The sequence below is a fragment of the Flavobacterium sp. JAS genome (assembly GCF_020991455.1).
Classification (GTDB): domain Bacteria; phylum Bacteroidota; class Bacteroidia; order Flavobacteriales; family Flavobacteriaceae; genus Flavobacterium.
Genome location: NZ_JAJMOX010000012.1, coordinates 19,407 through 45,216, shown reverse-complemented (window position 1 = coordinate 45,216; position 25,810 = coordinate 19,407). Strand labels below are relative to the sequence as shown.

The 25,810-nt window shown below is 33.5% G+C and carries 24 protein-coding genes; 4 read left to right on the top strand and 20 right to left on the bottom strand.

The window, feature by feature from the left end:
- Positions 1–21 precede the first annotated feature (21 nt).
- The 4 genes from LPB88_RS18260 to guaB all read left to right on the top strand — a co-directional run bounded on the left by LPB88_RS18260 (position 22) and on the right by guaB (position 4,635).
- Positions 22–888 carry a hydroxymethylglutaryl-CoA lyase gene (locus tag LPB88_RS18260; RefSeq protein ID WP_230717080.1) on the top strand — a complete coding sequence of 289 codons (867 nt, stop codon included), beginning with the start codon at positions 22–24 and terminating at the stop codon, positions 886–888.
- 81 nt (positions 889–969) lie between these two features.
- Positions 970–1,521 (top strand): hypothetical protein, encoded by a 552-nt coding sequence (locus LPB88_RS18255; RefSeq protein ID WP_230717079.1) that lies wholly within the window; start codon positions 970–972, stop codon positions 1,519–1,521.
- The gene (locus LPB88_RS18250) at positions 1,518–2,918 is read left to right on the top strand and encodes a DUF5723 family protein (protein ID WP_230717078.1); all 1,401 of its coding nucleotides are present in this window, start codon (positions 1,518–1,520) and stop codon (positions 2,916–2,918) included. The genes LPB88_RS18255 and LPB88_RS18250 overlap by 4 nt, the downstream gene beginning before the upstream one ends.
- 244 nt (positions 2,919–3,162) lie before the next feature.
- A complete protein-coding gene (gene guaB / locus LPB88_RS18245; protein ID WP_230717077.1) occupies positions 3,163–4,635 on the top strand; it encodes an IMP dehydrogenase in 1,473 nt (490 codons plus the stop codon).
- A 59-nt stretch (positions 4,636–4,694) separates the two neighbouring features.
- On the opposite strand, the gene LPB88_RS18240 is transcribed toward guaB, so the two are convergent.
- From LPB88_RS18240 to LPB88_RS18145, 20 genes are all read right to left on the bottom strand, one after another.
- Entirely contained in the window at positions 4,695–4,991 is a 297-nt protein-coding gene (locus tag LPB88_RS18240; RefSeq protein ID WP_230717076.1) for a DNA-directed RNA polymerase subunit alpha C-terminal domain-containing protein, read from the bottom strand.
- Positions 4,992–5,038: 47 nt separating this feature from the next.
- On the bottom strand, positions 5,039–6,184 hold the full coding sequence (locus LPB88_RS18235; protein ID WP_230717075.1) for an NAD(P)/FAD-dependent oxidoreductase: 1,146 nt from the start codon (positions 6,182–6,184) through the stop codon (positions 5,039–5,041).
- 72 nt (positions 6,185–6,256) lie between these two features.
- Positions 6,257–6,847, bottom strand: a complete 591-nt coding sequence (locus tag LPB88_RS18230; RefSeq protein ID WP_230717074.1) for a TetR/AcrR family transcriptional regulator — start codon at positions 6,845–6,847, stop codon at positions 6,257–6,259.
- 356 nt (positions 6,848–7,203) lie between these two features.
- Complete coding sequence (locus LPB88_RS18225) at positions 7,204–8,073, bottom strand: L,D-transpeptidase (protein WP_230717073.1); 870 nt, start codon at positions 8,071–8,073, stop codon at positions 7,204–7,206.
- Positions 8,074–8,179: 106 nt separating this feature from the next.
- Positions 8,180–9,085: an amidohydrolase family protein gene (locus LPB88_RS18220; RefSeq protein WP_230717072.1), complete on the bottom strand. Its 906-nt coding sequence runs from the start codon at positions 9,083–9,085 to the stop codon at positions 8,180–8,182.
- Between the two features lie 81 nt (positions 9,086–9,166).
- Positions 9,167–9,748 (bottom strand): NUDIX domain-containing protein, encoded by a 582-nt coding sequence (locus LPB88_RS18215; protein ID WP_230717071.1) that lies wholly within the window; start codon positions 9,746–9,748, stop codon positions 9,167–9,169.
- Positions 9,749–9,804: 56 nt separating this feature from the next.
- Positions 9,805–11,076 (bottom strand): adenylosuccinate synthase, encoded by a 1,272-nt coding sequence (locus tag LPB88_RS18210; RefSeq protein ID WP_230717070.1) that lies wholly within the window; start codon positions 11,074–11,076, stop codon positions 9,805–9,807.
- Positions 11,077–11,171: 95 nt separating this feature from the next.
- Positions 11,172–11,630 carry a Fur family transcriptional regulator gene (locus LPB88_RS18205; protein WP_026981862.1) on the bottom strand — a complete coding sequence of 153 codons (459 nt, stop codon included), beginning with the start codon at positions 11,628–11,630 and terminating at the stop codon, positions 11,172–11,174.
- Positions 11,631–11,814: 184 nt separating this feature from the next.
- The gene (locus tag LPB88_RS18200; protein ID WP_230717069.1) at positions 11,815–12,357 is read right to left on the bottom strand and encodes a hypothetical protein; all 543 of its coding nucleotides are present in this window, start codon (positions 12,355–12,357) and stop codon (positions 11,815–11,817) included.
- 38 nt (positions 12,358–12,395) lie between these two features.
- Positions 12,396–14,618 carry a bifunctional (p)ppGpp synthetase/guanosine-3',5'-bis(diphosphate) 3'-pyrophosphohydrolase gene (locus tag LPB88_RS18195; protein ID WP_230717068.1) on the bottom strand — a complete coding sequence of 741 codons (2,223 nt, stop codon included), beginning with the start codon at positions 14,616–14,618 and terminating at the stop codon, positions 12,396–12,398.
- A 334-nt stretch (positions 14,619–14,952) separates the two neighbouring features.
- Positions 14,953–16,491, bottom strand: coding sequence for a serine hydrolase (locus LPB88_RS18190; RefSeq protein WP_230717067.1), 1,539 nt, complete (start codon positions 16,489–16,491; stop codon positions 14,953–14,955).
- Between the two features lie 15 nt (positions 16,492–16,506).
- Positions 16,507–17,298: an RNA methyltransferase gene (locus tag LPB88_RS18185; RefSeq protein WP_230717066.1), complete on the bottom strand. Its 792-nt coding sequence runs from the start codon at positions 17,296–17,298 to the stop codon at positions 16,507–16,509.
- Between the two features lie 215 nt (positions 17,299–17,513).
- Positions 17,514–18,599: a phosphoglyceromutase gene (locus tag LPB88_RS18180; protein WP_230717065.1), complete on the bottom strand. Its 1,086-nt coding sequence runs from the start codon at positions 18,597–18,599 to the stop codon at positions 17,514–17,516.
- A gap of 130 nt (positions 18,600–18,729) precedes the next feature.
- Complete coding sequence (locus LPB88_RS18175) at positions 18,730–20,061, bottom strand: DUF58 domain-containing protein (RefSeq protein WP_230717064.1); 1,332 nt, start codon at positions 20,059–20,061, stop codon at positions 18,730–18,732.
- Between the two features lie 33 nt (positions 20,062–20,094).
- Positions 20,095–20,703 (bottom strand): hypothetical protein, encoded by a 609-nt coding sequence (locus LPB88_RS18170; protein ID WP_230717063.1) that lies wholly within the window; start codon positions 20,701–20,703, stop codon positions 20,095–20,097.
- 63 nt (positions 20,704–20,766) lie between these two features.
- Entirely contained in the window at positions 20,767–21,780 is a 1,014-nt protein-coding gene (locus LPB88_RS18165; RefSeq protein ID WP_230717062.1) for a MoxR family ATPase, read from the bottom strand.
- Between the two features lie 121 nt (positions 21,781–21,901).
- Positions 21,902–23,122, bottom strand: coding sequence for a DUF4350 domain-containing protein (locus LPB88_RS18160; RefSeq protein ID WP_230717061.1), 1,221 nt, complete (start codon positions 23,120–23,122; stop codon positions 21,902–21,904).
- Entirely contained in the window at positions 23,115–23,888 is a 774-nt protein-coding gene (locus LPB88_RS18155; protein ID WP_230717060.1) for a DUF4129 domain-containing protein, read from the bottom strand. Before LPB88_RS18155 ends, LPB88_RS18160 begins: the two co-directional genes overlap by 8 nt.
- On the bottom strand, positions 23,881–24,828 hold the full coding sequence (locus tag LPB88_RS18150; RefSeq protein WP_230717059.1) for a hypothetical protein: 948 nt from the start codon (positions 24,826–24,828) through the stop codon (positions 23,881–23,883). Before LPB88_RS18150 ends, LPB88_RS18155 begins: the two co-directional genes overlap by 8 nt.
- On the bottom strand, positions 24,828–25,793 hold the full coding sequence (locus tag LPB88_RS18145) for a stage II sporulation protein M (RefSeq protein WP_230717058.1): 966 nt from the start codon (positions 25,791–25,793) through the stop codon (positions 24,828–24,830). Before LPB88_RS18145 ends, LPB88_RS18150 begins: the two co-directional genes overlap by 1 nt.
- Positions 25,794–25,810: the final 17 nt, after the last annotated feature.

The window sequence follows — 25,810 nt, the reverse complement described above, 5'->3', positions numbered from 1 at the left end:
GCCATTACAAAAGAATAAGCTTTGAACAAAGAAATCAAAATTATCGAATGTCCACGTGATGCTATGCAAGGCATTAAAACTTTTATTCCCACAAAAAACAAGGTCACATACATACAGGCTTTGCTTCGTGTAGGTTTTGATACCATTGATTTTGGAAGTTTTGTATCTCCAAAAGCTATTCCGCAAATGCACGATACGGCAGAGGTTTTGGCACAACTAGATCTTTCGCAAACCACTAGTAAATTGCTTGCTATAATTGCTAATACACAAGGAGCACAATTGGCAGCAGAGCATGAGCCTATTCAATATTTAGGATTTCCTTTCTCTATATCTGAAAATTTTCAGATGAGAAATACTCATAAAACCATCGCAGAATCATTGGTAACACTCGAAGAAATTCTTGAAATTGCCGATAAAAAAAATAAAGAAGTCGTAACCTATCTTTCAATGGGTTTCGGGAATCCTTACGGAGATCCTTGGAATGTTGAAATCGTAGGCGAATGGACCGAAAAACTTGCAGGAATGGGTGTAAAAATATTGTCACTCTCGGATACAGTTGGTAGTTCAACACCGGAAGTGATTACGTATCTTTTTTCGAATTTAATTCCCAAATATCCACAAATCGAGTTTGGAGCACATTTGCATACCACACCAAGTAGTTGGTTCGAAAAAATTGAAGCAGCATCAAATGCAGGCTGTACACGTTTTGACGGTGCTATTCAGGGATTTGGAGGCTGCCCAATGGCAACTGATAAATTGACGGGAAATATGCCAACAGAAAAATTGATTTCTTATTTTACAGCCAATAAAAAAGCAACAGGTTTAAATTCATTAAGTTTTGAAAGTGCTTATAACGAAGCATCAAAATTATTTGGTAAATTTCACTAGAAAAAACTTACATTTACTTATGAAAACAGATAATATGTAATTATAAAATAACGTTATTTATTATCCAAATATAACTTAGTCATGAAATTAAATTTCATCAGCACGATTTCTAAAATCTTAATTTTGGTACCTTTATTTTTTTCATGTTCAAGTGATTTAGATTTTGATCAGGTTAACGATCTCAAATTAAAACCCGTTTTTGTTGCAAATCTGGCTTACTTTAATGTTCCTGCAAATCAACTTATTAATGATGGAAGTATACAGCCGTATATTGATGTAACCGAATTTAATGCATTCAAAGACAAGTTTTTTAGAGGTAATCTGGTAAAAGCAGAGCTTAATTTTGAGGTTGAAAACACTATAATCAGGTCTTTTACAATACAAATAATGTTGTTGGATGCCAATGATCAGGTACTTGAAACCGATTCTTATATGGTTCCTGCTTATTCGGGTACTTCAAATATTATAAAATATCCAACCGAAGTTTTCGAAAATCAAAGATTAGATCTTTTAAAAAAAACAGCTAAACTCGGTTTTATTGTTACAATGGCGCCTGGACCTCCATTAGACGCAAGTAGTACAGGAAGTTTAAAATTTCGCTCAGGTGCAACCGTTTATATGGAAATAGAATGAGAAAAGTATATCTAATTGTAATGGTAGCTTTTCAGTTTTCCTGTTTTGCTCAAAATAAACAAGTGTTGTATAATTTTACATCAATCCCGCAATCGTCATTAGTAAATCCGGGAGCCGATGTTTCGTATAAATTCTATTTCGGAATCCCAATTTTATCCGGAGTTTCGGCAAATTTAGGTTCGAGTAGTTTCTCAGCCTATGATTTGTTTGCTAATAACGGAGTAGATTTCAATGATAAAGTTCGAAATGTAATCAATAATTCTTCCAATAGAGATAAAACTCAAGTCAATCAACAACTCGAGATTTTCTCAGGAGGATTTAGAGTAGGCGGGCGAGAAAGCCAGTCGTATATTTCGTTTGGAGCGTATCAGGAATTTGATTTCTTAATGTATTTCCCCAAAGATCTTGCTATTTTAACTGTTGATGGAAATCAAAAATATATAGGTAAATCATTCAATCTGGCCGATCTGAATCTTAGAGCCGAAGTGCTTTCGGTATTTCATGTGGGATTTCATAAAAAAGTTAGCGAAAAGCTGGTTTTGGGGGGACGAGCCAAGATTTATTCCAGTGGAGCCAATGCCACATCAACCCGAAATTCAGGATTTATTTACACAGGACAAAGTGTAGGGACGCCTAATCTTTACGAGCAGATAATTTCCTCAAATCTGGAATTAAGAACTTCCGGGCTTAGTAAGTTTACAAAAGACGAATACGAAGGCAGTGTCCCGAGTGATATAGCGCACAATACTTTTTTTAACGGAAGTTTAGGTTTGGGTTTTGATGCCGGAATTACCTATTATTTCAAAGAAAATCTGCAGTTTACAGCCAGTATAATTGATGTTGGTTTTATAAAACAGTCAAAAGACGTAGAAACCTTAACTTACAAAGGGACTTATAATTACAAGGGAGCAAATCCAAGTTTTAGTACCACAAACGAGCCGGAAGATGTTTTTGATGAATTTGATAAAGCGATTCCGCGTGACACATCATACAATAAATACACTACTTGGCGACCAACAAAATTTTACTCATCAATTCAATATTCTTTTGGAAAAACCCGACCTGATGACGGTTGTAATTGTAAAGGAAGCGTTAATGGAAGATATGTTAATGCAGTTGGCGCACAGTTGTTTGCTATGACAATGCCAAACGAACCCTTTGTAGCGCTGACAGCTTTTTACAAGCGAAGTATTTTAGAGAAATTAGATTTCAAAGCCACTTATACAATCGATCCATATTCGAATAAAAACGTTGGTTTGGGGCTTTCAGGAACCCTCGGAAAACTAAATATGTATGTCCTTGTTGACAATGTCTTTGAGTATAAAGACGTCTCCAAAGCCAATAGTTTAGCATTTCAATTTGGTTTCAACTTTGTTTTTCAGGATTCCGAAGATTAAATCTTGAAATTCCAATATTTTTAAAATTCAAAATTCCAATTTGAATATAATTAATTTATTTTTTTAGACTTTAAATTCAGTTAGAAACCTCCAGAGATTCCAATCTACATTGGAATTTGGGGCTTAAAAGTTGGAATTTACTTTTATAAGATCTTTCTTTTAAATACAAATTTATGAATAAGTTAGTATCCAAGTTTCCAATTTATTCACTATATTTGCACGCAATTCAACTAGAAATTGCACCATGATAGCACACAACTCCAAGATTATCGGCGAAGGTTTAACTTACGACGATGTATTATTAGTACCTAACTACTCGAATGTGCTTCCCCGCGAAGTGAGTATCAAATCAAAATTTTCACGAAATATAACGCTAAACGTTCCAATAGTATCAGCTGCTATGGATACCGTTACCGAAAGTGCAATGGCAATCGCTATGGCGCAAGAAGGCGGAATTGGTGTTTTACATAAAAACATGACCATCGAGCAACAAGCTGCGAAGGTACGAAGAGTAAAACGTGCTGAGTCTGGAATGATTATCGATCCGGTAACATTACCAATGAACTCAACTATTGCAGACGCAAAAAATGCAATGAAAGAATTCGGAATTGGCGGAATCCCAATCGTTGACGAAAACAAAATCCTAAAAGGAATCGTTACAAACCGTGACTTACGTTTCGAAAAAAACGGAGCAAGACCAATCGCTGAGGTAATGACAAGTACAAACTTAGTAACTGTTGCCGAAGGAACTTCATTAGAACAAGCCGAAGTAGTTTTACAAGGCCACAAAATCGAAAAATTACCAGTAGTAAATGCCAATTATGAATTAGTTGGTTTAATTACTTTCAGAGATATTACAAAACTGACTCAAAAACCAATCGCCAACAAAGATGTTTTTGGTCGTTTAAGAGTAGCTGCAGCCATTGGAGTTACCGGTGACGCAGTTCAAAGAGCAGAAGCATTAGTTGCTGCAGGAGTAGATGCAATTATCATCGATACCGCTCATGGACATACAGAAGGTGTTGTAAATACCTTAAAAGAAGTAAAATTAAAATTCCCGCAAATAGACGTAATTGTTGGAAACATTGCAACTCCGGAAGCTGCTAAATATTTAGTAGAAAATGGAGCAGATGGAGTAAAAGTAGGGATAGGGCCAGGTTCTATTTGTACAACTCGTATCGTTGCAGGTGTTGGTTTTCCACAATTCTCAGCAGTTCTTGAAGTAGCAGCAGCTATCAAAGGAACAGGAGTTCCGGTTATTGCAGATGGTGGAATTCGTTACACTGGAGATATTCCTAAAGCAATCGCAGCAGGAGCAGATTGTGTAATGCTAGGTTCATTATTAGCAGGAACAAAAGAATCTCCAGGAGAAACTATCATTTTTGAAGGAAGAAAATTCAAATCATACCGCGGAATGGGTTCTGTTGAAGCTATGCAAACAGGTTCAAAAGATCGTTATTTCCAGGATGTTGAAGACGATGTTAAAAAATTAGTTCCGGAAGGAATTGTTGGTCGTGTTCCTTACAAAGGAGAATTAAACGAAAGTATGCTTCAATTCATTGGAGGTCTTCGTGCAGGAATGGGATACTGTGGATCAAAAGATATTCCGACTTTACAAGAAACAGGACGTTTTGTTAGAATTACGTCAAGCGGAATTACTGAAAGTCATCCACACAATGTTACAATTACAAAAGAAGCTCCAAATTATTCAAGATAATTTTTAGTTTTCTACATAAAACAAAAGGCATAGGATTTAGTTTCTTATGCCTTTTTTATTTAATCTTCTCTGAAATTTATTTTCTTTTTTTCTAATTCTTCTAATAATTTAGGAATCGAACTGGGACCAATTCCGTGTAATGATAAAATTTCTTTTTTAGAATATTTTGATAAATCTGTTACAGATTGAATTCCTTTATTTTCTAAAGCGCGTCTTGCAGGAGCAGATAACGAAGCTAAAATCCCTGACTGAGGTTTTCTTTCCTTCTCGCATATTGGGCAAGTTGGGCACTCACTTGTTTTAAAATAAGAATGCCCTTTTTTACAAGTTCTACTATTTTTAGATGTTGAGGTCATTTCAAAAAATTTACTTTTAACTAAATTATAAAATTAATTCTTTATAATTAAACCCCACCGCGACTATTCAGGATTTTTTCAGTTGTAACATCTGAGTGTAATAATTCTTCCATTTGATAAGTTGTACGTTGCGCTTCTAAAGCATAACCAAACATTTTATTTTCGTAATCATCAATTGCATCCTGAAGACTCGTAAATTCTCCGTTAGTCAGATTCTCCGTTAATTGATAAGCATCCATCAATCCCATGTTGACACCTTCACCTGCAAATGGAGGCATTAAATGTGCTGCGTCGCCCACAAGTGTGATGTTTGTATGTTTTTTCCAGGGCTCTTCCAGAGAAAATAAACGTAATGGTAATCCTGAAAAATCTGTAGAAGCATTAAAAAACGCTTTATAGTCATCACTCCAATTTTCAAATTTTTTGTTTAGAAATGCTCGTATAGCATTATTATCTTCAAAATCGAGATCATTATTCAAAACCCAAACTTCATTTGCTTTAAACGAAACGCCAAAATGTATAGAACCATCGCGCAACGTATGAGTGTAAAACATCTTTTTTTCTCCCATTGCCATTACATTTCCGTTGCCATATTTAGGTTTAAATTCAGGATAATCATGCTCTGGATTTTCAATTTCCCCCTGAATAATATAAGTCCCTGAAAGTTGAGGTTCTTTATCAGTAACAAATTTTCTCGCATTAGATCTTCCACCATTTGCAACGATAACAAAATCAACAATTGTTTCAAAACCATTTTTAAATTCTAAATGATAATGTTCTCCAATTTTTTCGATTTCTGCTAGATGACTGTCCCAAACAACTGTATTTTCATGAAGGTTTTCCAGCATAATTTTTCTTAAATCATTTCGATCAATTTCGGGGCGTGAATAAGTATTTTCTTCAGTAGGTATTTCGCTGGACGTTATGTTTCCATGCATATCTGCCATTTTTTCGCCAGTTGGTCGTGCATATTTATAGAATTCGTCCATCAAATCAGCCTTTTCAATTGCTTTTTGTCCGGAATCTGAGTGAATATCTAATGTTCCGCCCGAAGTTCTGGCTTCTTTATTTAGGTCTCTTTCGTAAACTGTTACATCGGCACCATTAATTTGTAAAATTCTAGCTGTTGTCAATCCAACAGGACCACCGCCAATGATGGCGATCTTTTTGTTTTTTATAAGTGATGTATTCATTTGATTTTTATTTAATTGAAGTTGTTTTATATTTAAAATGATATTACAATTAGTATTGAACTCAGAGATTTGTTAAGGCGTTAAAGCTTTTATAACCAAATTAAATGCTTCATCTCTAATTTCATCAGTAAAGACAAAAGGTTTTCCGGACATTGATTTTCCTTCTCTGTGTAGTTCTATAAGAGAGTAAAGTGATCCATAAGCAATGCTCCAAAAGACTTCGAAAGTAACAGGAAGGAGTTCTTTTTTTTCGATGGCTTTGGTAATGAATTTTGTCATTTGATCTTTAAAATCAGAAGTGATTTCAGATAAAATGGCATCACCGTAACTAGAATGTTTTAAGAGTTCTAAACAGGTGGTTTGCAAAGAAAAATTGATTGCAAACCTGGAACGGTTTTCCCATTGTTTTTGCAAACCTTCTACAAAAGACATCCCTGAAGAAAATCCAACAAGCATTTCTTCAAAGAAATTTTTGCCAATTTCGATTCCAATTTTACGAATAAGATCTTCTTTGTCTGAATAGTAGATATATAATGTCGCTACAGAAACACCGCATTCTCTGGCTAATCTGTTCATTCCAAAACCTTCTACACCTTGTGAAACAAGCATTTCGATTGCTTTTTGTTTTACAATTTCTTCCTTGTTTGTATCTCTCGTTCTCATAATTTAAATTAATTATGGTACAAAGATATTAAAAATAAATGAACGTTCGCTTAGTTATTTTTTTAAGGTTCAAAGTTGCGGAGGTTCTGAGGTGCTAAGGTTTATTTTCTGACATGTAATTGTTTGTGTTTATTGTGAAGGTTTTGAGGTTTTTAACCTAGAGACGCACAGCAGTGCGTCTAACTTATGGTGTGTAATATTTAAATCTAAATTATTGAATAGCCTTCAGCTTTAGCTGGAGGTTTAAAAAGGTATTAATATTGGCTTTAGCCAAATTATCTTCAATAAAAAATCAGCTAAAACATGTTTAAATATGCTTTAGCTGATTTTATATATATATATATATATATATATTCTTAGGGAGTGGTCGTTTGCTTCGCTTCTCTGACTTTTTGATTGTCTAAAATCTTCTGTAAAAAAGGTTTTACTTGATTTTCAATTTCAGCTTCAGATATATCTAAAGCCTTTGGATCTTCAACTAATGCGAGCCAGGGTTTTGGACTATCAAAATTGTAACTTCCAAAAACAATTACCGGAGTTCCTTTTACTTTTACATTTTCACTGTCTTTCAAAATCCATTCATCGGCCCATTTATAAAGATATTTTGCATCTTTTTCTTGTAGTCGCAAGCAGGAATGTGAGGCGGGATAGCCTGGTAATTCGTATTGGTGAAAGCCAACGCCGAGTTTATTTTCAATATTAAAATTCCATTTTAAATCCCATTCGTCATTAAAAGTACTGGTTGTTTGTTCGGCTTTCCAATTGGTAAAAAATAATCCGGTTGGAGTAGGATCTTTTTTTCTTCCCATATTGGTTGGTCCTGTGTAAACCAATTGACCATTTTCGTAAGCTGCAAAAACCTGAGCGGGGTAGGAGAAAATTAAAACTTTTGAAACTTCTGCTAAAGCTGCGACATGCAACGGAAATGGAAGGTAATAAACCAAATCTCCGCTAAAATCAGCAGGAATAAGTACTGAATCTATTTTAGCAAAATTTGCTTTATCGGTTCTGTTTATAGCATAAGCTATACTAAGTTTAGCCGAATCATCTTTATTGATTTTAAGCCATTGTTTGGTGTTTTCCAGATGAAAGCCAATAGATTTCGGTTTTTTGTATTCAATTGTTTTTTTTGCTTTCTCAGGTTTACTATTTTCTTGTTTTTTACAAGAATACAAAACCAAAATAGCCAAAATAAAATACGTCAATGTGTAATATAGCTTTCTCATAATAAGATTTTATAGTAGTAAAGTTATTTGTTTTATTACAGAAGTAATTACACAATTTTCTTATTTGGTTATTGGATTTTCATTTCAAAATAATAGTTAATTTCCATTATTCGATATTGAAAAATTTTGCGGCGTTTTTATAGAAAATTTTATCTTTTTGGGAATCACTTAAAAATGGGGCTTCTTCAATAGTTTTGATCGTTAAAGGAATTACATCTTCCCAAATCATTTGATCTGAACCATACATAATTCTATTGTCGAACCCTGCGGTTACTAGTGATTTTAGATAATTGTAAAATTCTTCTTTTGGTACTAACCAATCAATAGCGGATACGTCTGCGTAAACCTGTGGATATACGTACATCAATGCTTTTGTTTCGTCTAAGAATGGAAATCCCATGTGCATTAATTGAATTTTTAATTTTGGATATTTTATTAAAATGGGTTCGAGAAGCAGTGGTCTTCCTGCTTCAATTCTAAAGTTAGGACAACAGGTGTAAGGTGTATTTGGTGCTGCGATTCCGGTATGAATTGCTACTGGAATTCCGAATCTTTCACAAATTGCTAAATAGGGCTGATATTTTTTATCATTTAAAGTTTCTCCTTCATATTGTAACGCAAGTTCTCCAAAGGCGACAATTTTATGTTCCTCACATAGTTTTTTAAAAGCTATGGTGTCCGGTAAAGCATTGTTTTGGTGATCTGGATATTCTAAAGAGCTTAGAAATCTTGCCGGATCTTTTGAAATGTAATCCGAATTTCTTTTCAGTGTTCCGGAGCAGATTGCTTTTACAACATTATATTTTTTAAGGAGCGCAATATTACTATTGAATATTGCTTCATTAGTTTGTGCTTCAGGTACTTTTCCTGTTATGGGATTTGGAGGAGGGATTTTTCCATAATCTCCGGCAGAACGGGTATGAAAATGTACATCAATTATTTTTCTGTTTTGAGCAATTATATTTTGAAGAAACAAAATAAGGAGCAAAAATAATAGTATACGTTTATTCATTTTAGCCTGTTTTAATTGTGATTACTCCGTCCTGATTTGAGAATCAGGACATTATTAGTAATCTAAAGTACTGAAAAAGAATTATATAAGTCCTTTTATCTTTGCATGTTGCAACAACATAATAGTTTTGGCATCTGTAATTTCACCAGATTCGATCATGGTATACGCTTCATCAAAAGTATATTCCAGAACCTCAATATTTTCCTGCTCAGCATCTAATCCGCCGCCATCATTTACTTTCATGGTTTCGTCATACGCTCCAACAAACAGATACAAAATTTCAGTTACAGATCCCGGAGACATATAAGTTTCTATAACTTTCTGAACTTTGCTTAAACGATAACCTGTTTCTTCTTCGGTTTCGCGAATGATAGCTTCTTCTGGATTATCCTGATCAAGAAGTCCGGCGCAGACTTCGATCATCATTCCGGTTTTGTTTCCGTTAAGATAAGTTGGTAAACGAAATTGTCTTGTTAGAATAACTGTTTTTTTAGATGAATTATATAGTAAAATAGCGGCACCATTCCCACGATCATAAACTTCGCGAATATGAGATTCTACTTTACCATCTTTCTTTTGATAATCAAAAGTTACTTTGTTTAGTATATACCAATTGTCTGATAGTAACTTGGTTTCGGTAACTTTAATTTCAGGATTTTTCATAATTGGAAATATTTTGTATAAAAAAACGCTCTGGTTATCAGAGCGTTTAGTGTTTATTATTTTGTTATTGTTTGCTTTCTGTCTGGTCCAACAGATACAATCTTAATTGGCACTCCAACTTCTTTCTCAATAAACTCAATATATTCTTTTAGCTCGATTGGTAATTGATCATAAGTGGTCAATCCAGTTAGATCAGCATGCCATCCTTTAAATTCTTTATAAACTGGAGTTACATTTTCTGGCTCGATGTTATAAGGAAAGTGAGAAATGTTTTGACCTTTATAGTTGTATTCTGTACAAACTTTTAAAGTTTCGAATCCTGAAAGAACGTCGCCTTTCATCATCATTAATTGTGTAACACCGTTTACCTGAACAGCATATTTTAATGCTACTAAGTCTAACCATCCACAACGTCTTTGTCTTCCTGTAACAGATCCAAATTCGTTTCCAACTCTTGCCATAGTTGCACCAACTTCGTCAAAAAGTTCAGTAGGGAATGGTCCGCTACCAACACGAGTTACATAAGCTTTAAAAATTCCGTAAACTTCTTTGATTTTGTTAGGAGCAATTCCTAAACCAGTACAAGCTCCGGCAGCAGTAGTGTTTGATGAAGTTACGAACGGGTAAGTTCCAAAATCAACATCTAGTAAAGATCCCTGAGCTCCTTCGCATAAAATAGATTTACCTGCTTTTTGAGCTTGGTAAATATATTCTTCACTGTCAATAAAATCTAATTTTTTTAATTCTTCAATAGCTTCAAAAAACTCTTTTTCAAGTTCAGCTAAGTTGTATTGAATCGCTACATCATAAAAAGCAATCATTGCTTCATGCTTGTCAGCTAATGCTCTGTAACGTTCTTTAAAGTCTTCTAATTCGATATCTCCAACACGTAAACCGTTTCTACCAGTTTTGTCCATATAAGTTGGACCAATTCCTTTAAGAGTAGAACCAATTTTCGCTTTTCCTTTTGATGCTTCAGATGCTGCATCAAGTAAACGGTGCGTTGGTAAAATTAAATGCGCTTTTCTAGAGATGATCAATTTACTTTTGATATCAAGGTTAAATTTCTCTAAACCTTCAATTTCTTTTTGAAAAACTACCGGATCTATTACAACACCATTACCAATGATGTTTATTGATTTTTTATGAAAAATTCCAGAAGGAATGGTTCTAAGTACATGTTTAATTCCGTCAAATTCTAATGTATGTCCTGCATTTGGTCCTCCTTGAAAACGTGCAATAATATCATAATTAGAGGTAAGAACGTCAACAATTTTCCCTTTACCTTCATCTCCCCATTGTAATCCTAGTAATAAATCTACGGTCATTCTGTTTTAATTTGCGTTGAGGCAATCTCAATTGCCCTACTGATTAATGTAGTTAATTTTCTTTTTTTTATTTTCTAAATAATTCCCTTTCCGGATTATTGTTTTTGCTTTTTGTTTCCGTAGAAATAAAGTGAATGATTCGTAATTTCGATATCAAATATTTCTTCGATTGTTTTTTTGATGGTCTGAATTCTTGGATCGCAAAATTCAATTACTTCGCCAGAGTCAGTCATGATAATATGATCGTGCTGTTTGTCGAAATACGATTTTTCGTAATAAGCCTGATTTTGTCCAAATTGATGTTTTCTAACCAAAGCGCAGTCTAACAATAACTCGATCGTGTTGTATAACGTAGCTCTACTCACACGATAGTTTTTGTTTTTCATTTTGATATATAAATTTTCTATGTCAAAATGCTCTTCGCTATCGTAAATTTCCTGAAGTATAGCATAACGCTCAGGAGTTTTGCGATGCCCTTTTTGCTCAAGATACATTGTAAAAACGTTTTTTACAATTTCTTGATTTTTAGTGTTGTCAGTTGAAATGAGTGTCATATCCGGCAAAGATAATTTTTTATTTTTAATGAATAAAAGTTTCGGGTTTAAAGTTTAACTTTCCTGTTTAGATTTGATCAGCAATAATGTACCAATTTAAGGCTTTTGCGGTGACAAAATTTAAAGAACCCGAATGAACTTAATTAACATAATTATTTTTATTTATGATAAAACTAACAATTTTTTAGCTAGTTTTAGACATATACATGTACCAATTCCATTCCCAGGTTTTCCCTTTGTCGTCTGACATTGCCTGACTCCAAACTGGATTATTTTCATTTCTGGCATCCCAACGAAATACTTGCAATACATTTTTGCTTTCAAAAATATCTTTAGAGAAAAAATGCCCGACTTTGTTTTCAAAAGAACCAATTACTGGTTTGTCTAAAGTTCCTGTATTTGAATCTGCCCAATAAATGCTCCACAATTTTGTTACAGGATTAAATAATCTAACGGTCATTCCTTCAAAAGGTTCTCCATCAAAAGTGGCCAGAAAATTATCGATATTTCCAATTCCGTTCAAAATCTTGTACATTTCCTGAGTCGAAGGAAATTCGATCCATTCAGTACAATTTGCAAATCGTTGTTTTAATTTTTTGTTTCGAATAACCGATTTCCCTTGAAAAAAATCAAAATCATCTTTTGAAGAAGATTCAGAGGCAACAATTAAAAGTTCGCCGTTTTCATCAAAATGTATTTGAGGTATTTCCAAAGAATCATTTTTCATTATTAAAAATATTTACGTTTGAATTATTTTAAAAGAACTTAAGTCCTGTACTCACGGGTTACTTTGTCAACACCGTCGATTTTTTTGATGGCATTAATCATTTTCTTCAAAATAGTGTTGTTTTTGACAATAACCGCAATCTGTCCGTGGAAAATTCCGGCATCAGTACTCAAAGAAATACTTTGAATATTCACGCTCATATTGTTCGAAATTACCCTTGTCAATTGGTTTGTAAGTCCTAAAACGTCCATTCCGGTAATGTTGATAATGGCTTTGAATTCTTCTTGCGAAGAGTCGATCCATTTAGCACTCATAATTCGGTACGCATAATTCGACTGCATTCCAATCGCATTAGGACAATCTTTTTTATGTACTTTGATTCCTTCGTTTATAGTTACAAATCCAAAAACATCGTCTCCCGGAATTGGGTTACAACATTGCGAAAGTTTGTAATCGAGTTTGTCATGTTCAGTTCCAAAAACCAACATATCATAATTACTGCTAATAACAGGTTTATGAATGTCATCGGCAGCGGTATTATCTTTATTTCGTTTAATTTTATTTTTAAAGAAATTGATAAACGTATTACCTTTTTGGGCTGCGTAATCTTTTAATTGCTGATTTTCGATTGCACCAATACCAACTCTGTAAAATAAATCTAAACTTGTTTTAAGTTTGAAAAAGTTTACCAATTCGTTGATAACTTGTTCATTGATGGTTATTTTAAGATGTTTAAGTTTTCGTGTAAGTAATTCTTTTCCTTCCTCGGCAATTTTTTTAGTGTTCTCGTTAAGAACGTTTTTAATTTTATTTTTGGCTCTTGAAGTTGTTACATACTCCAACCAGTTAACTGTTGGTTTTTGATTTGCAGAAGTTATAACTTCGACCTGATCACCACTTTTTAATTCGTGATTTAACGGAACTAAACGTCCATTTACTCGGGTTCCTCTGGTTTTAATCCCAATTTCTGAGTGAATACTAAAAGCAAAATCAAGAGAAGTAGCACCTTTTGGCAACGATTTAATTTCTCCTTTTGGAGTAAAGACAAAGATTTCTTTCGAATATAAATTCATTTTAAAATCTTCGACAAAATCAACCGCATTGGTTTCCTGATTTTCTAAAGCTTCACGAAGTAAATTCAACCAAACGTCCAGACCACTTTCTTCAGTAGCTCCGTTTTTGTATTTGTAATGTGCTGCGTAACCTTTTTCGGCAATTTCATCCATACGCTCACTTCGAACCTGAACTTCGACCCAGCGGCCTTTTGGTCCCATAACGGTAATGTGCAGAGCTTCGTAACCGGTTGATTTTGGAGATGAAATCCAGTCACGCAAACGACTCGGACTCGGTCTGTAATGATCTGTAACGATAGAATAGATTTTCCAGGCGACGAATTTCTCATCATGCGCATCTGATTTGTAGACAATTCGAAGTGCGAATTTGTCATAAACTTCATCAAAACTCACATTTTGAGCACGCATTTTTCGACGAATCGAATAAATAGATTTCGGACGCCCTTTTATAATATAATCAACGCCTTCACTATCAAGAGATTTCTTCAATACGTCTGAAATATCTTTGATATAAGCATCTTGTTCTTCTTTTGTTTCTCGAATTTTGCTTACGATATCATTGTAAACTGTTGGTTCGGTATATTTTAGACCTAAATCTTCCAGTTTGGTTTTAATATTGTAAAGTCCTAAACGATGGGCGAGTGGGGCATAAATATAAAGCGTTTCTGAGGCGATTTTGGTCTGTTTGTATTCCGCCATCGAATCCATAGTTTGCATATTGTGCAAACGATCCGCTAGTTTGATCAAAATTACACGAACGTCATCGTTCAGTGTCAGAATCATTTTTCTGAAATTCTCTGCTTGCATTGAAGCATTTAAATCTTTTTGAACTAATGATATCTTGGTTAAACCTTCAACCAATTGTGCTACTTTTGGGTTGAATAAACGCTCAATATCTTCGACCGTCATTGGGGTGTCTTCAACTACATCGTGTAATAAGGCCGCAGCAATAGACGTCGCTCCCAAACCAATTTCTGAGGCAACAATTTTTGCAACTGCAATAGGATGAAAGATATACGCTTCACCAGATTTACGTCTTTGTTCTTTGTGTGCATCAACAGCAACATCAAATGCTTTACGGATAAGTTTTTTGTCGGTTGGACTTAAAGTCTGGTAACTAATTCGAAGTAATTCTTTATACTCTTGCGCAATTGCTTTATTTTCTTTTTCAATATCTATTTCTATCATAACGGCATGGTTCAATTCCTAAAAATAAGAATAAGTTTGAATATACGCAAGGGAAACGGGTGTTGATTTCTGAATGAAATTATTTTGTTTCAAGTTTCAGGTTTCAAGTTTTTGACTGCAATTTACAAAGGCAGTTTTCGATTTGTCAAATCGAGCAGAGTCGAGATTCTTTTATGTTAAAAAGGACTTCGACTTCGCTCAGTCTGACAATGTAAAAATTTTACTGTTGATGTATTATCGCGTAAAAAAAAAACGCTCGTAAGAAACAAATAAACTACTGTCTACAAAGGTAGGTTCGATTTGAAACTTGAAACTTGAAACTTGAAACTTGAAACTACTCTTTTACAAAATCCAGATCCTGAAAATCATAACTAAAATCAGTTAATTCAGAGATTGGAAGCATTTTTAAGTTGATTACTTTTCCACTTTCATCGTATTTGAAAAGTAAATGTGCATCGGCGTGGAAAAAGGCGTTATTCCATTTCACTACATAGTTTCCATCTTTATAGAAAAAGACTTCGCCAGCAAGTTGCGGAGAACGTTTTGAAGCAAAATATACTTTCCCTTTTTTCTCGGTAATTGTAACTTCTCCAAACCAATTGTCTTTGTAAGTTCCTGTAATTTTAGAAAAATCAACTTTTACTTTGTCTTTTTTGTTTTTGGCAACAGTTGCCCAAACTTCGTCACTTACTTTATCAGCAGATTCTTTATATGCTTTCATTCTGTTGCTGTAAACTGTTACATAATCATCAGATTTAATGCCTAAATAACTGTCTTTTATCGTGTTTGTAATGGCGCTAAAAGCCGCTCCTGATTGTTGGTTTGTTAAAACAATAATTCCTAAACCTAGTTCCGGAATCAAAGTAGTTTGCGTTACATTTCCTTCTAAACCGCCTGTGTGCGAAACTTGTTTGTATCCTTTTACATCACTTAAAAACCAGCCTAAACCATAGCCTGAAAAATGAGTATTGTACGGTGGTTTTGTTGTTGCAGGAATAATAGTTTGCAATTGCCACATTTCGTCGTGTTCTTTCTCAGAAAACAATTGTTTATTATCTCCGTATTTTCCGTTATTGATTTGCAAAATAGCCCATTTACTCAAATCATTTACACTTGAATAAATTCCGGCTGCACCATCAAAAAGCTGATTTTCGTAACGTTTTATGGTTTTTAATTTTCCATCAATCGGGACGTGCGGAGTAATTACGTTACTAGTATCTTTTAAACGTTTAATCGAAGCAACACTATTGTTCATTTCCAGAGGCTTCATGATACGTTGTTCGACGAAATCTGCCCAGGTCAGGCCAGTTACAACATGTACGATTTCGCCTGTGATGATGTACATTAAGTTGTCATAATCGTATTTAGTCCTAAAACTGGAAACAGGTTTTAAATATCTTAAATTATGAATGATATCCTGCGCTTTAAAATCACTTCCGTCAGGCCAGATCATTAAATCTCCGGCGCCAAGTCCAAGGCCGCTTCTGTGCGTTAATAAATCACGAATCGTAAATTCACGAGTCACATAATCATCAGACATTTTAAAATCCGGAAGATATTTGGTCACTTTATCATCCCATTTAACTTTGCCTTCATCAACAAGCATTGCAAGAGCAGCAGTTGTAAAAGCTTTACTATTTGAAGCGATTCCAAAAAGGGTATTCGCATCTACTTTTTGTTGCGTTAAAACTGATTTTACACCATAACCTTTTGCCAGAACTACTTTTCCATCTTTTACAATGGCAACAGCAATTCCCGGAACGTCAAATGCTTTTATGGTACGATTCACCAATTCATCTACTTCTGGATTGGTTATTTGTGCCGAAACGGTAAAACTAAATAATAATACTAAAAGAGATAATTTGTAATTCATAATATAAAGTTTGGTTTAGTTAAATCCTCTTTGTCTTTTGGCTTCAAAAATTAAAATAGCCGCTGCAACCGAGACATTCATGCTGTCGATTTCGCCTTGCATCGGGATAATGATATTTTGTGTAGCAGCATCACGCCAGTCTTGTGTTAATCCTGTGGCTTCTGTACCAACAACTAAAGCGGTTGGAGTTGTAAAATCTTGTGTGTGATAAGATGTTGAATTTTGTAAAGTAGCGCAGTAAAAATCAATCTTTTTTTCTTTTAAAAAAGCAATGATTTCGGCCGTAGTTCCCGTTGCAATTTGGTTGGTGAATAAACAGCCAACACTAGAGCGCACAATATTTGGGTTGTATAAATCACTTTTTGGATTTGCGATCAAAACAGCGTCTAAATTAGCTGCATCTGCAGTACGTAAAAGGGCCCCAATATTTCCTGGTTTTTCAGGTGCTTCGGCCACTAAAATTAAGGGATTGTCAGATAATTTTAAATCAGATAATTGTAGCGATTTTGTTTTGGCTATAGCCAAAATTCCTTCGGTGGTATCGCGATACGCTAGTTTTTGATAAACTTCTTTATTGATTTCGATTAATTGAACTGGCGAATTAACCAATTTATTAATTTGACTTTCAGTAACCAATTCCGGTAAAAATAAAACCGTTTCTACTTCGTAACCGCCTTTTATGGCAAGTGAAATTTCGCGTAAGCCTTCAATTAAAAATGTTCCCGTTTGTTTGCGGTTTTTTGCCTTTTCCTGTAATAAAACAAGCGATTTTATAAACGGATTTTGTATTGAAGTAATTTGTTTCATTTTTTTTAAAGGTACTGAGTTTCTAAGGTGCTAAGGTACTGAGATTTTTTTTAAAAGTGACAAAGGTTTAAAGGTTCAAAGTAGCAAAGGTTTAGCGGTTCAGGCTAAAAAAAGGTTGCCACAAATTTCACGAATTTTCACGAATTAATATTGTGCGTTATGCACATAAAAAATTAGTGAAAATTCGTGAAATTTGTGGCAAAAAAACTTTTCCTTTATTTTTTTAATACTTCTGAAATTTCTTCTGCAACAGGATGTGATGTTGTAAAAGTGTAGCCCATGATTTTTGCGATGGTTTGTGCAACTTGTTTTTGATACAATTGAGAATCTGTTTTTACTTCGCCTTTAGGTGCGATTTCAGGTCCCATTGCAGCAAACCAAATTTGTGATGCGCCTGGAACATCAGATCCGTGATCTGTCCATTGTGCTTTTGTTTTGTCACCGCGACCGTGATCTACCGTGATTAGTAAAGTAGTTTTGTTTTTGTATTGCGGATCATTTTGTACAAAATCCCAGATTTCTTTAATCCATTTGTCTACTTGATTTGCAGCGTCAAGATAAGATTTGTAATGTCCAGCGTGTGCCCATTCGTCCGTTTCTCCGTAAGCGATATAAAGTACTTTTGGTTTCTTGGTTTTCAGTTCGTTTAAAGCTTCATAATGTGTGAAAACATCCAGACATTCATCTCCATGAAAAGGCTTAAACGAATTATTACGCATTTCATTTAATAGTTTTTGAGTATCCGTTGGTTTATTTCCTCCAACATTATCAAAGGCAGAAATTACAGGAAAATCGCTTCTTTCTTCATTTAAAATTCGATCAAAAGCATCCCAGGCACCAAAAGCAGCAACTTTTCCTTTTAGTTTTGATTGCTGATTTAAAAATTCCAAAACATTCACATTTGGATTCGCTTTGTAACTATTAGAATTTACAGCAACATCAACATTTCCGGTCATAATTTCGCTATATCCGGGATAACTAAACCAATACGGATTCGAAACATCGACTTTATTTCCTAAATCACGATTGCCATAAATTTGACCTTTCGTTGCTATTTCTGACCATAAAAAAGGCATGATTTTTTTGCGTGATTCTTTGAAATCTGAACTGGAATATTTTTTATAAATATAAGTGCTATCGCCCTGATTGAATTTTTTATCATTGGCAATCGCCGAATCCATTCCTTTAAAAATTTCCTGCCATCTAAAACCGTCTGTGGTTATAACGATGATGTTTTCTGTTTTTTGTGCATTGGCAAAGAAGCTTGCGAAAACGAATAGAAGTAGAAGTAGTTTTTTCATTTTTTTTTGGAGTTACAAAGGTTATAAGGAACAAAGGTTCATAGATTTTTGATCATTCTTAAATTTAACTTATGAAATTGATAACTAAATAATATTCATTTTACATTTTCACAACATACATTTCACGTTGCTACAAAATCCCTCTCGCTTTAATCTCCAAATATTTATTAATCGTATCCAAAGTCAGGTTTTCAGGTTGCGTTAAAACCGAATAAATTCCGTATTTCTTGAGTTCGTTGGCAATAAGTTTTTTCTCGAACATAAATTTTTCGGCAATTACTTTATCGTATATTTCCTGAATTGTATTTGTTTTTTTGTTGATAATCGCATTCAATTCGGTATTACTAAAGAAAACAACAACTAACAAATGGCTTTTTGCAATTCCTTTTAAATAAGGTAATTGGCGATTTAAACCATCCATTGTTTCAAAATTAGTATATAAAATAATCAAACTTCTCTGATTGATATTTTTTTTGATATCGACATACAAACGACTGTAATCACTTTCGAAAAAGTCAGTTTTGATGTTGTATAGTGTTTCGAGAATTTTCTGCATTTGCGAAGATCTTTTCTCTGCAAAAACCCTGTTTTCTACTTTTTTGGAAAAAGAAAAAATCCCTGCTTTGTCATGTTTTTTCAAAATTACATTTGATAAAACCAAAGTCGAATTAATTGCATAATCCAATAAACTCAATCCGTCAAAAGGCATTTGCATCACGCGGCCTTTATCGATTGCCATATAAACCGATTGCGATTTTTCGTCCTGAAATTGGTTAACCATTAAAGAGTTTTTCTTCGCAGTAGCTTTCCAGTTTAAAGTTCTAAGATCGTCGCCCTGAACATATTCTTTAATTTGTTCAAACTCCATCGTGTGACCAATTCGGCGGATTTTTTTGATTCCGTATTGGTACAAATTATTCGAAAAAGCCAATAAATCATATTTTCTCAATTGAATATAAGAAGGATATGTTGGCACCATTTGATCTTTATCGAAAGTAAATCTTCTCGAAATTAATTTTAAAGGTGAAGAAACGTAAAGGTTTAGATTTCCGAAATAATATTCGCCGCGTTCTGTTGGACACAAATCATATCCTATTTCTTTTTCGGCGGAAGCCTTAATAGTTTTTACAATTTTAAAATCACGAACCTGAAACTGAAACGGAATTTCGTCAATAATTTTCACTGAAATTGTAAAGGTATAGTGGTTTTTAATACTGATACTTATCGGATTCAAATCGCCATTCGAAAGTTTTTCGGGAGTATTTCGAGTTGCCTCAATTCCGGTTCTGGCAAAATACAAAAGCAAAATATCAAGTCCCAAAAATGTAATTAAAATCAAAACAAGAAACCAGACAGCATTATATAAATTCGGAAAAATAAAAGCACAAACAAATAGTCCTATAATGCTCAAAAGCACATAGAAAAAGAAGTTGTTTAAGTATAGACTTTTTATGAATTTCAATTTTAAAAAGATTTAGTGTTCAGATTAAATTATTTAGAAATATATTTTTGAATCAAAGCCTTCTAAATGGGCTATTTTCCAGATACCATTTTCTTTAATTGCCATTACTTTATATTTAGGAGTTTCTTTCCATTCAGTCCAGGTCCAGTAAAAAGCAGCTTTATTGTTTTCGATTTTTAAGTTGTTTAGTTTCATGGTTTTCCAAAATGCTTCCGGATTGTCCTGACAATTGCACCACGGGTTACTGTCATTGCCATACGGTGGAAGTTCACCAACAAAATATTTCACCTTATTGGTTTTAAGATTATCACCAATTTTTAGACCTATTTTATTATAATTGTCAATAAATTGTTGCGCAAAAAAGTTAGATTTTTTAAGTTCTTCTACTATTTTGTCGTGTGTTTTTAAATTTAAACCAACATATCTATCGCCTTTTTTGTTTTCAACAACATCAAAGTCATTTTGCGTTTTTTTTGTTTCGATCCATTCATAAGCTTTTCTCATCAATGATTCAAGTTGTTGTTGATCGCTTGCAAAATAAATTGATGTATTTTTATTATTCAGAGGTTTAGTGCTTATTGGTCTAAAGCTTACCAATGAAATCGATATAAAAGATAAAAGGAAAAATTTAGAAAATTTCATTTAAAAAAAGGTTAATATTTAATTTAAAGGTTGAGAACTGAAAACTGCCGCTGTGACTGAAAATTATCTTGGTATTTCGACAGTTTCAATAATTTGTTTAATGATTTCAGGACTTGTAATTCCTTCCATTTCGCGTTCAGGAGTTACAATAACACGGTGTTGTAAAACCGGAATTGCAGCTTCCTTAATATCTTCAGGCGTAACGAAATCGCGTCCGCGAATGGCTGCAAAACCTTTGGCAGCGTTCAAAATTGCAATCGAAGCACGAGGCGAAGCTCCAAGATATAAAAAGGCATTTTCGCGTGTGTTTACTACGATTCTGGCAATATATTCCAGTAAATTTTGTTCTACTCTAATTTGTTTTACAAGAGCTTGATAATCTTTTATTTCTGCCGCAGAAAGGATCGTTTTTATAGCTTCTAATTTTCCGTGATCCTGCAATAAATGCTCTCTTTGGATAATTAAAATCTCCTCGTTTAATTTTGGATAATCAATCGTAATTTTGAATAAAAAACGGTCTAATTGTGCTTCCGGCAAACGATATGTTCCTTCTTGCTCAATTGGGTTTTGTGTTGCAATAACCAAAAAAGGAGTTTCAAGTTGATAAGCAAAACCGTCAATTGTGATCTGACGTTCTTCCATAACTTCAAAAAGTGCCGCTTGTGTTTTGGCAGGAGCACGGTTGATCTCGTCAATCAAAATTAAGTTCGAGAAAATTGGACCTTGCTTAAACTGAAATTCAGAAGTTTTAAGATTAAAAATCGAAGTTCCTAAAATATCTGATGGCATCAAATCTGGTGTAAACTGAATTCGGCTAAAGCCAATATTCAGCGTTTTAGACAATAATTTGGCCGTAATCGTTTTGGCAACTCCGGGAACACCTTCAAGCAAAACGTGTCCGTTTGATAGAATCGCAACCAAAAGCTGATCGATCATTTTGTGTTGTCCCACAATTACCGTTTCAAGCTCTTTCTTGATGCTGTTAACATGCTCTAAAAGTGGTGCTAAATTTATTCGGGTCTCAAAATTCACGTTTTCATTAGTGATTTCAGTTGTTGGTGTATTGATATCGTCCATGTTAGTATGTTTTCTTTAGATTGGTTATTTTCTTTGCCACGAATTTCACGAATTTACACCAATTAATTTGGCTCAATTTGAATTGGAATTAGTGAAAATTAGTGAAATTCGTGGCAATATTTTAATTTAAAATCTTTTCGATTGCATTATTAATTCTGATTAAATCTTCTTCGAGACTTCCGTGATAACTCTTTCTGTGTTCGTTGATTAAGAATACAAGTTCCTGAATATCGGTTTCGCTTTTCCCTGTTTTATAATGCAGTTTTTTGATAAAATCGTCGTCCAGTTTTGTTGTATCCATTAAATATTCATTTCGGATTCGCTCCAGAAAATAAATAATTTTTTTATCAATAATATTGTCGTGATCGCCTTCCTGATAATATAAATTCCCGATGGTTTTGGTAAAATCAACGGTTAAATTTGGCAAAGGTTTCAGGATTGGAACGATGCGTTGTTTTCGTTTAGCATTAAAAATTATAAAAATCAATATCCCAATTAGAGATAAATACCAAGCCCATTTTAAAGCTGGCTGGCTAAAAATATAACGCAATGGCGATTGCGAAATTCTCTCATCATTTATTGCTTTGGTATACCAAAAAACATCTCCTTTTGGTAAGTACGACAATACACTTTCGGCATATTGTGCATGATCAGCTTTTAATAAATGAAAGTTTGTAAAAGCTGCTGGTTGCGTATGCAAGTAAAAATAACCGTTTTTATAAGGAACTTTTATAAAATTGATGTCTTTTTGTTTAGGTTGATTTTTGTTTCCCTGATAGCCTAACACGATTGTCTTTAGTGTGTCAATTTTAGAGAAATAAATATCACCCATTCCTTCTGTTAAAGTATATTTTTTTGGGTTTACTTTTTTATTTGCCAGCCAAAATTGGGTTGTATAATTATGAGCATTCTGAAAATCAGAATTACATTCAATTTTTAAGCTGTCTAATAGTTGTTTCGGGAAATCTTTCATGCTCAAAAAAGCATTGTTTCCGTGCGATACAAAATAAAAAAGCTCCGTTACAGATTGATCGTCAATTGTACTGGCTTCTGAGATGTTTAAAAAAGTGCCTTTTATTTTATAATTTTCTACTAAAGTATCGTCATCATATTTAGAATCCAAAAATTCGTACGGAGTTACAGTGGCAATTTTTTCCACTTTTTGATGTTTTAAAACACCATGAATTTCTTTGTCAAAAACATACAATCCAAGCGGGATTTTGTCATTAACAGAATACGTTGGACTCCAATCGATAGGTTTTGCCTGATCACGATCGGCAATTAAAGTTAATGCCAAAACAAAAACCAGAATAGCGATATAAATTTTGATATTTTTATCCATGGTTAAACATTTTTATGGCATTCTTAAATCTATTTTCGGCTTTACTGAAAGAGGTTTCGTCAATTGCAAATTCTCCGTACCAGATATAATTGTACAGGTAGGATAAATACGTGAATTCCTCTCTATGTGCAGGTCTTTGAAGCTCGTATAAATAATCTGAATTTGTTTTTTCGATATCCCATTCGATATAATGGTTTTGCGCCATGACTTTTAGCAACCAAAGGTAATAATACCGAATAGCGATTCTTTTTTCGCCGGAATTTATGCTTTCTTTTATCAATTTTTCGAAATCTAAAAGATGTATGTTTTTTTCGATATCAGTATAATAGATGGTCTTTTTTTGTGAGTTTTTGCCAAAAATCCATTGTCCTTCTTTATCAATCAATGCTTTTGCAATCAAATAAATTACAACGATAATTACCAAAACGGCAATAACTCTAATTAGAATTGACACCAATTTTATTGAGGTTTCGTTGTTTTCGAAACTAAATAATTCTCTGAAAATACTGGCCAACCAATCGTTAAAACGATCCCATGCATTTTTTTCAGGCGTTTTATATTCATATATAAAATCAGAATCAGTGTATTTTTTTTTGAAGTTTTTCTCAAAAGTTTTGGCTTCAACTGTGCTCGAATCGATCTCAATGTCTTTCTCTGTATATTTTATCGAAGCAATTTTTGGAGGTTCGGCTGTAGCCAAAGAATCCTGAGCATGCGAGATACCGGAGAAGAAAAGAAAAGATAAAATAAAGAAAATTCTATTCATTATTGGTTCCAATTAATTCGATTTCACGCGTCGAAGTTTCCTCTTTTCCTCTTAAACTGTAATACATAATTCCCTGATTTATCATAATCATGTTGTTGAATATATTACCTAATGTAAGTAATAAAACAAATATTAATGTGATAAAAATAATCAGAATTGGAGAACCTTCAAATGGTGTTACATCGAAGTTGGGATTTCCTATTGCCGTTGCAAAAAAGAAAAAGATTCCGATAAAGTAAAAAAACATCGTGATAGATCCCTGTATCATCTGAATCATTATTAATACTAAAAAAGTAGCACCAATGGTAGACCAAAAATCTTGTTTTAGTAAAAGATGAGCCTGATTTAAGGACTGAAAAAAGCTTTTTTCTTCTGTAAGATAAATATAAAAACTAAAATTCACCCATGTAAATAAAGTAGGTATAGCAGTTAGCAAAAGAGGAAAACCTACGATAACAAAACACAAGAGAAATAATAAAATAATAAGTACAATTAAAACTGGAGTTACCAAGAATATTAAGCCAATGCAGAATTTTATTATTTTCCAGATATTTTGTCTAAAGGTCTTTAGAAGATCATCAATACTAAAATCATTGTTGTTTTTTTTCGCTACCAGCTTTAAATATAAAATTGGATAAGAAGAATTGAATAATGATAAAACTAATATTACAATCGAAAAGACTACTATAAAACCGACTAAAGCTCCATGATTATCATTAAAATAATGCAGAAAATTGGATTCGTTTTGTAATAAATTATTATTTGATGCGGCTTGAAAACTAATTTTCAAAAACCAATATACAAGTGCAGCAACTATAATTAAGAAAGCTCCATTGATAATGAAGAAAATCTTAAAAAAGTGTTTTCCAAAAACTTTTAAAAATGAAAAAGTGTCTACTATATAGTCGCCTAATTGCCGTTTTTTGAAGAGTTCAAACATTATAATGAAGTTGTTTTTTTGTGGACTATAAAAGGATAAACCAGATAATAGAATGAAATTATTGCTAACGTAAATAATATGATAAAAGAGCTTAACCAGTTTGGCATATCTATAGAATATCGGGTAATAAAACCTTCAAGAAATCCAGCGCTAATCGTAAAAGGAAAAGTACTCAGGAATATTTTGAAACTATTTTTAAAACCAATTTTAAAAGAGTTCATTCTTGAAAAAGTTTTAGGAAACAAAATCGAAGCTCCAAGAATAAATCCCGCAGTAGTTTCGATTACAATTGCAAAAATTTCCATAGAACCGTGAATCCAGATTCCGCGAACGCTCTTCCAGAAAACTCCCTGCTCATAAAAAAAATATTGAAAAGATCCCAGCATAATAGAGTTTTGAAGGAAAATATAAAAAGTTCCTATACCGCCAAGAATACCATAAAAATAGCACATCGCACCAACGTGAAGATTATTTACGGTAATACCAATAAAACTTCCCCAATTGGTTCCGGAACCATAAACAGCCATCGGATTTCCCTTTTTGATGTTCTCCAAAGTCATGTTTACATACGAATCTCCCAAAATTAAGCGAACAAAATTAGGGTCGTATTTTGCCGAAACAACACCAATTGCAACGGTGACAAAAAATAAAATAAAAGCATACATCAAGTATCTCTTGTATTCGTAAACAAGCAGCGGAACTTCAATTTTGAAAAATTCTACTAATCTGTTCTTTTCTGTTCGTTTCGTTTTGTAAATCTTTTGATAAATCTGCGATGCCAAATGATTTAAGTAAATAACCGTTTTACTTTTGGGATAATAAGTTTGGGCATACGACAAGTCATTCATCAATTGAATGTACAAATTAGCTAACTCATCAGGATTTTTTTTAGCTTTACCAAAAATAGCTAGTTCAAATTCCAGCCATTTTTCTTTATTTTGTTTTATGAAGGCGACTTCTCTCATTGTAGGCTAAAATATAA

What these genes read in the sequence shown, in the direction of transcription:
- LPB88_RS18255 (WP_230717079.1), top strand. Translation starts at nt 970, where the DNA reads ATGAAATTAAATTTCATCAGCACGATTTCTAAAATCTTAATTTTGGTA.
- LPB88_RS18250 (WP_230717078.1), top strand. Translation starts at nt 1,518, where the DNA reads ATGAGAAAAGTATATCTAATTGTAATGGTAGCTTTTCAGTTTTCCTGT.
- guaB (WP_230717077.1), top strand. Translation starts at nt 3,163, where the DNA reads ATGATAGCACACAACTCCAAGATTATCGGCGAAGGTTTAACTTACGAC.
- LPB88_RS18240 (WP_230717076.1), bottom strand. Translation starts at nt 4,991, where the DNA reads ATGACCTCAACATCTAAAAATAGTAGAACTTGTAAAAAAGGGCATTCT.
- LPB88_RS18235 (WP_230717075.1), bottom strand. Translation starts at nt 6,184, where the DNA reads ATGAATACATCACTTATAAAAAACAAAAAGATCGCCATCATTGGCGGT.
- LPB88_RS18230 (WP_230717074.1), bottom strand. Translation starts at nt 6,847, where the DNA reads ATGAGAACGAGAGATACAAACAAGGAAGAAATTGTAAAACAAAAAGCA.
- LPB88_RS18225 (WP_230717073.1), bottom strand. Translation starts at nt 8,073, where the DNA reads ATGAGAAAGCTATATTACACATTGACGTATTTTATTTTGGCTATTTTG.
- LPB88_RS18220 (WP_230717072.1), bottom strand. Translation starts at nt 9,085, where the DNA reads ATGAATAAACGTATACTATTATTTTTGCTCCTTATTTTGTTTCTTCAA.
- LPB88_RS18215 (WP_230717071.1), bottom strand. Translation starts at nt 9,748, where the DNA reads ATGAAAAATCCTGAAATTAAAGTTACCGAAACCAAGTTACTATCAGAC.
- LPB88_RS18210 (WP_230717070.1), bottom strand. Translation starts at nt 11,076, where the DNA reads ATGACCGTAGATTTATTACTAGGATTACAATGGGGAGATGAAGGTAAA.
- LPB88_RS18205 (WP_026981862.1), bottom strand. Translation starts at nt 11,630, where the DNA reads ATGACACTCATTTCAACTGACAACACTAAAAATCAAGAAATTGTAAAA.
- LPB88_RS18200 (WP_230717069.1), bottom strand. Translation starts at nt 12,357, where the DNA reads ATGAAAAATGATTCTTTGGAAATACCTCAAATACATTTTGATGAAAAC.
- LPB88_RS18195 (WP_230717068.1), bottom strand. Translation starts at nt 14,618, where the DNA reads ATGATAGAAATAGATATTGAAAAAGAAAATAAAGCAATTGCGCAAGAG.
- LPB88_RS18190 (WP_230717067.1), bottom strand. Translation starts at nt 16,491, where the DNA reads ATGAATTACAAATTATCTCTTTTAGTATTATTATTTAGTTTTACCGTT.
- LPB88_RS18185 (WP_230717066.1), bottom strand. Translation starts at nt 17,298, where the DNA reads ATGAAACAAATTACTTCAATACAAAATCCGTTTATAAAATCGCTTGTT.
- LPB88_RS18180 (WP_230717065.1), bottom strand. Translation starts at nt 18,599, where the DNA reads ATGAAAAAACTACTTCTACTTCTATTCGTTTTCGCAAGCTTCTTTGCC.
- LPB88_RS18170 (WP_230717063.1), bottom strand. Translation starts at nt 20,703, where the DNA reads ATGAAATTTTCTAAATTTTTCCTTTTATCTTTTATATCGATTTCATTG.
- LPB88_RS18165 (WP_230717062.1), bottom strand. Translation starts at nt 21,780, where the DNA reads ATGGACGATATCAATACACCAACAACTGAAATCACTAATGAAAACGTG.
- LPB88_RS18160 (WP_230717061.1), bottom strand. Translation starts at nt 23,122, where the DNA reads ATGGATAAAAATATCAAAATTTATATCGCTATTCTGGTTTTTGTTTTG.
- LPB88_RS18155 (WP_230717060.1), bottom strand. Translation starts at nt 23,888, where the DNA reads ATGAATAGAATTTTCTTTATTTTATCTTTTCTTTTCTTCTCCGGTATC.
- LPB88_RS18150 (WP_230717059.1), bottom strand. Translation starts at nt 24,828, where the DNA reads ATGTTTGAACTCTTCAAAAAACGGCAATTAGGCGACTATATAGTAGAC.
- LPB88_RS18145 (WP_230717058.1), bottom strand. Translation starts at nt 25,793, where the DNA reads ATGAGAGAAGTCGCCTTCATAAAACAAAATAAAGAAAAATGGCTGGAA.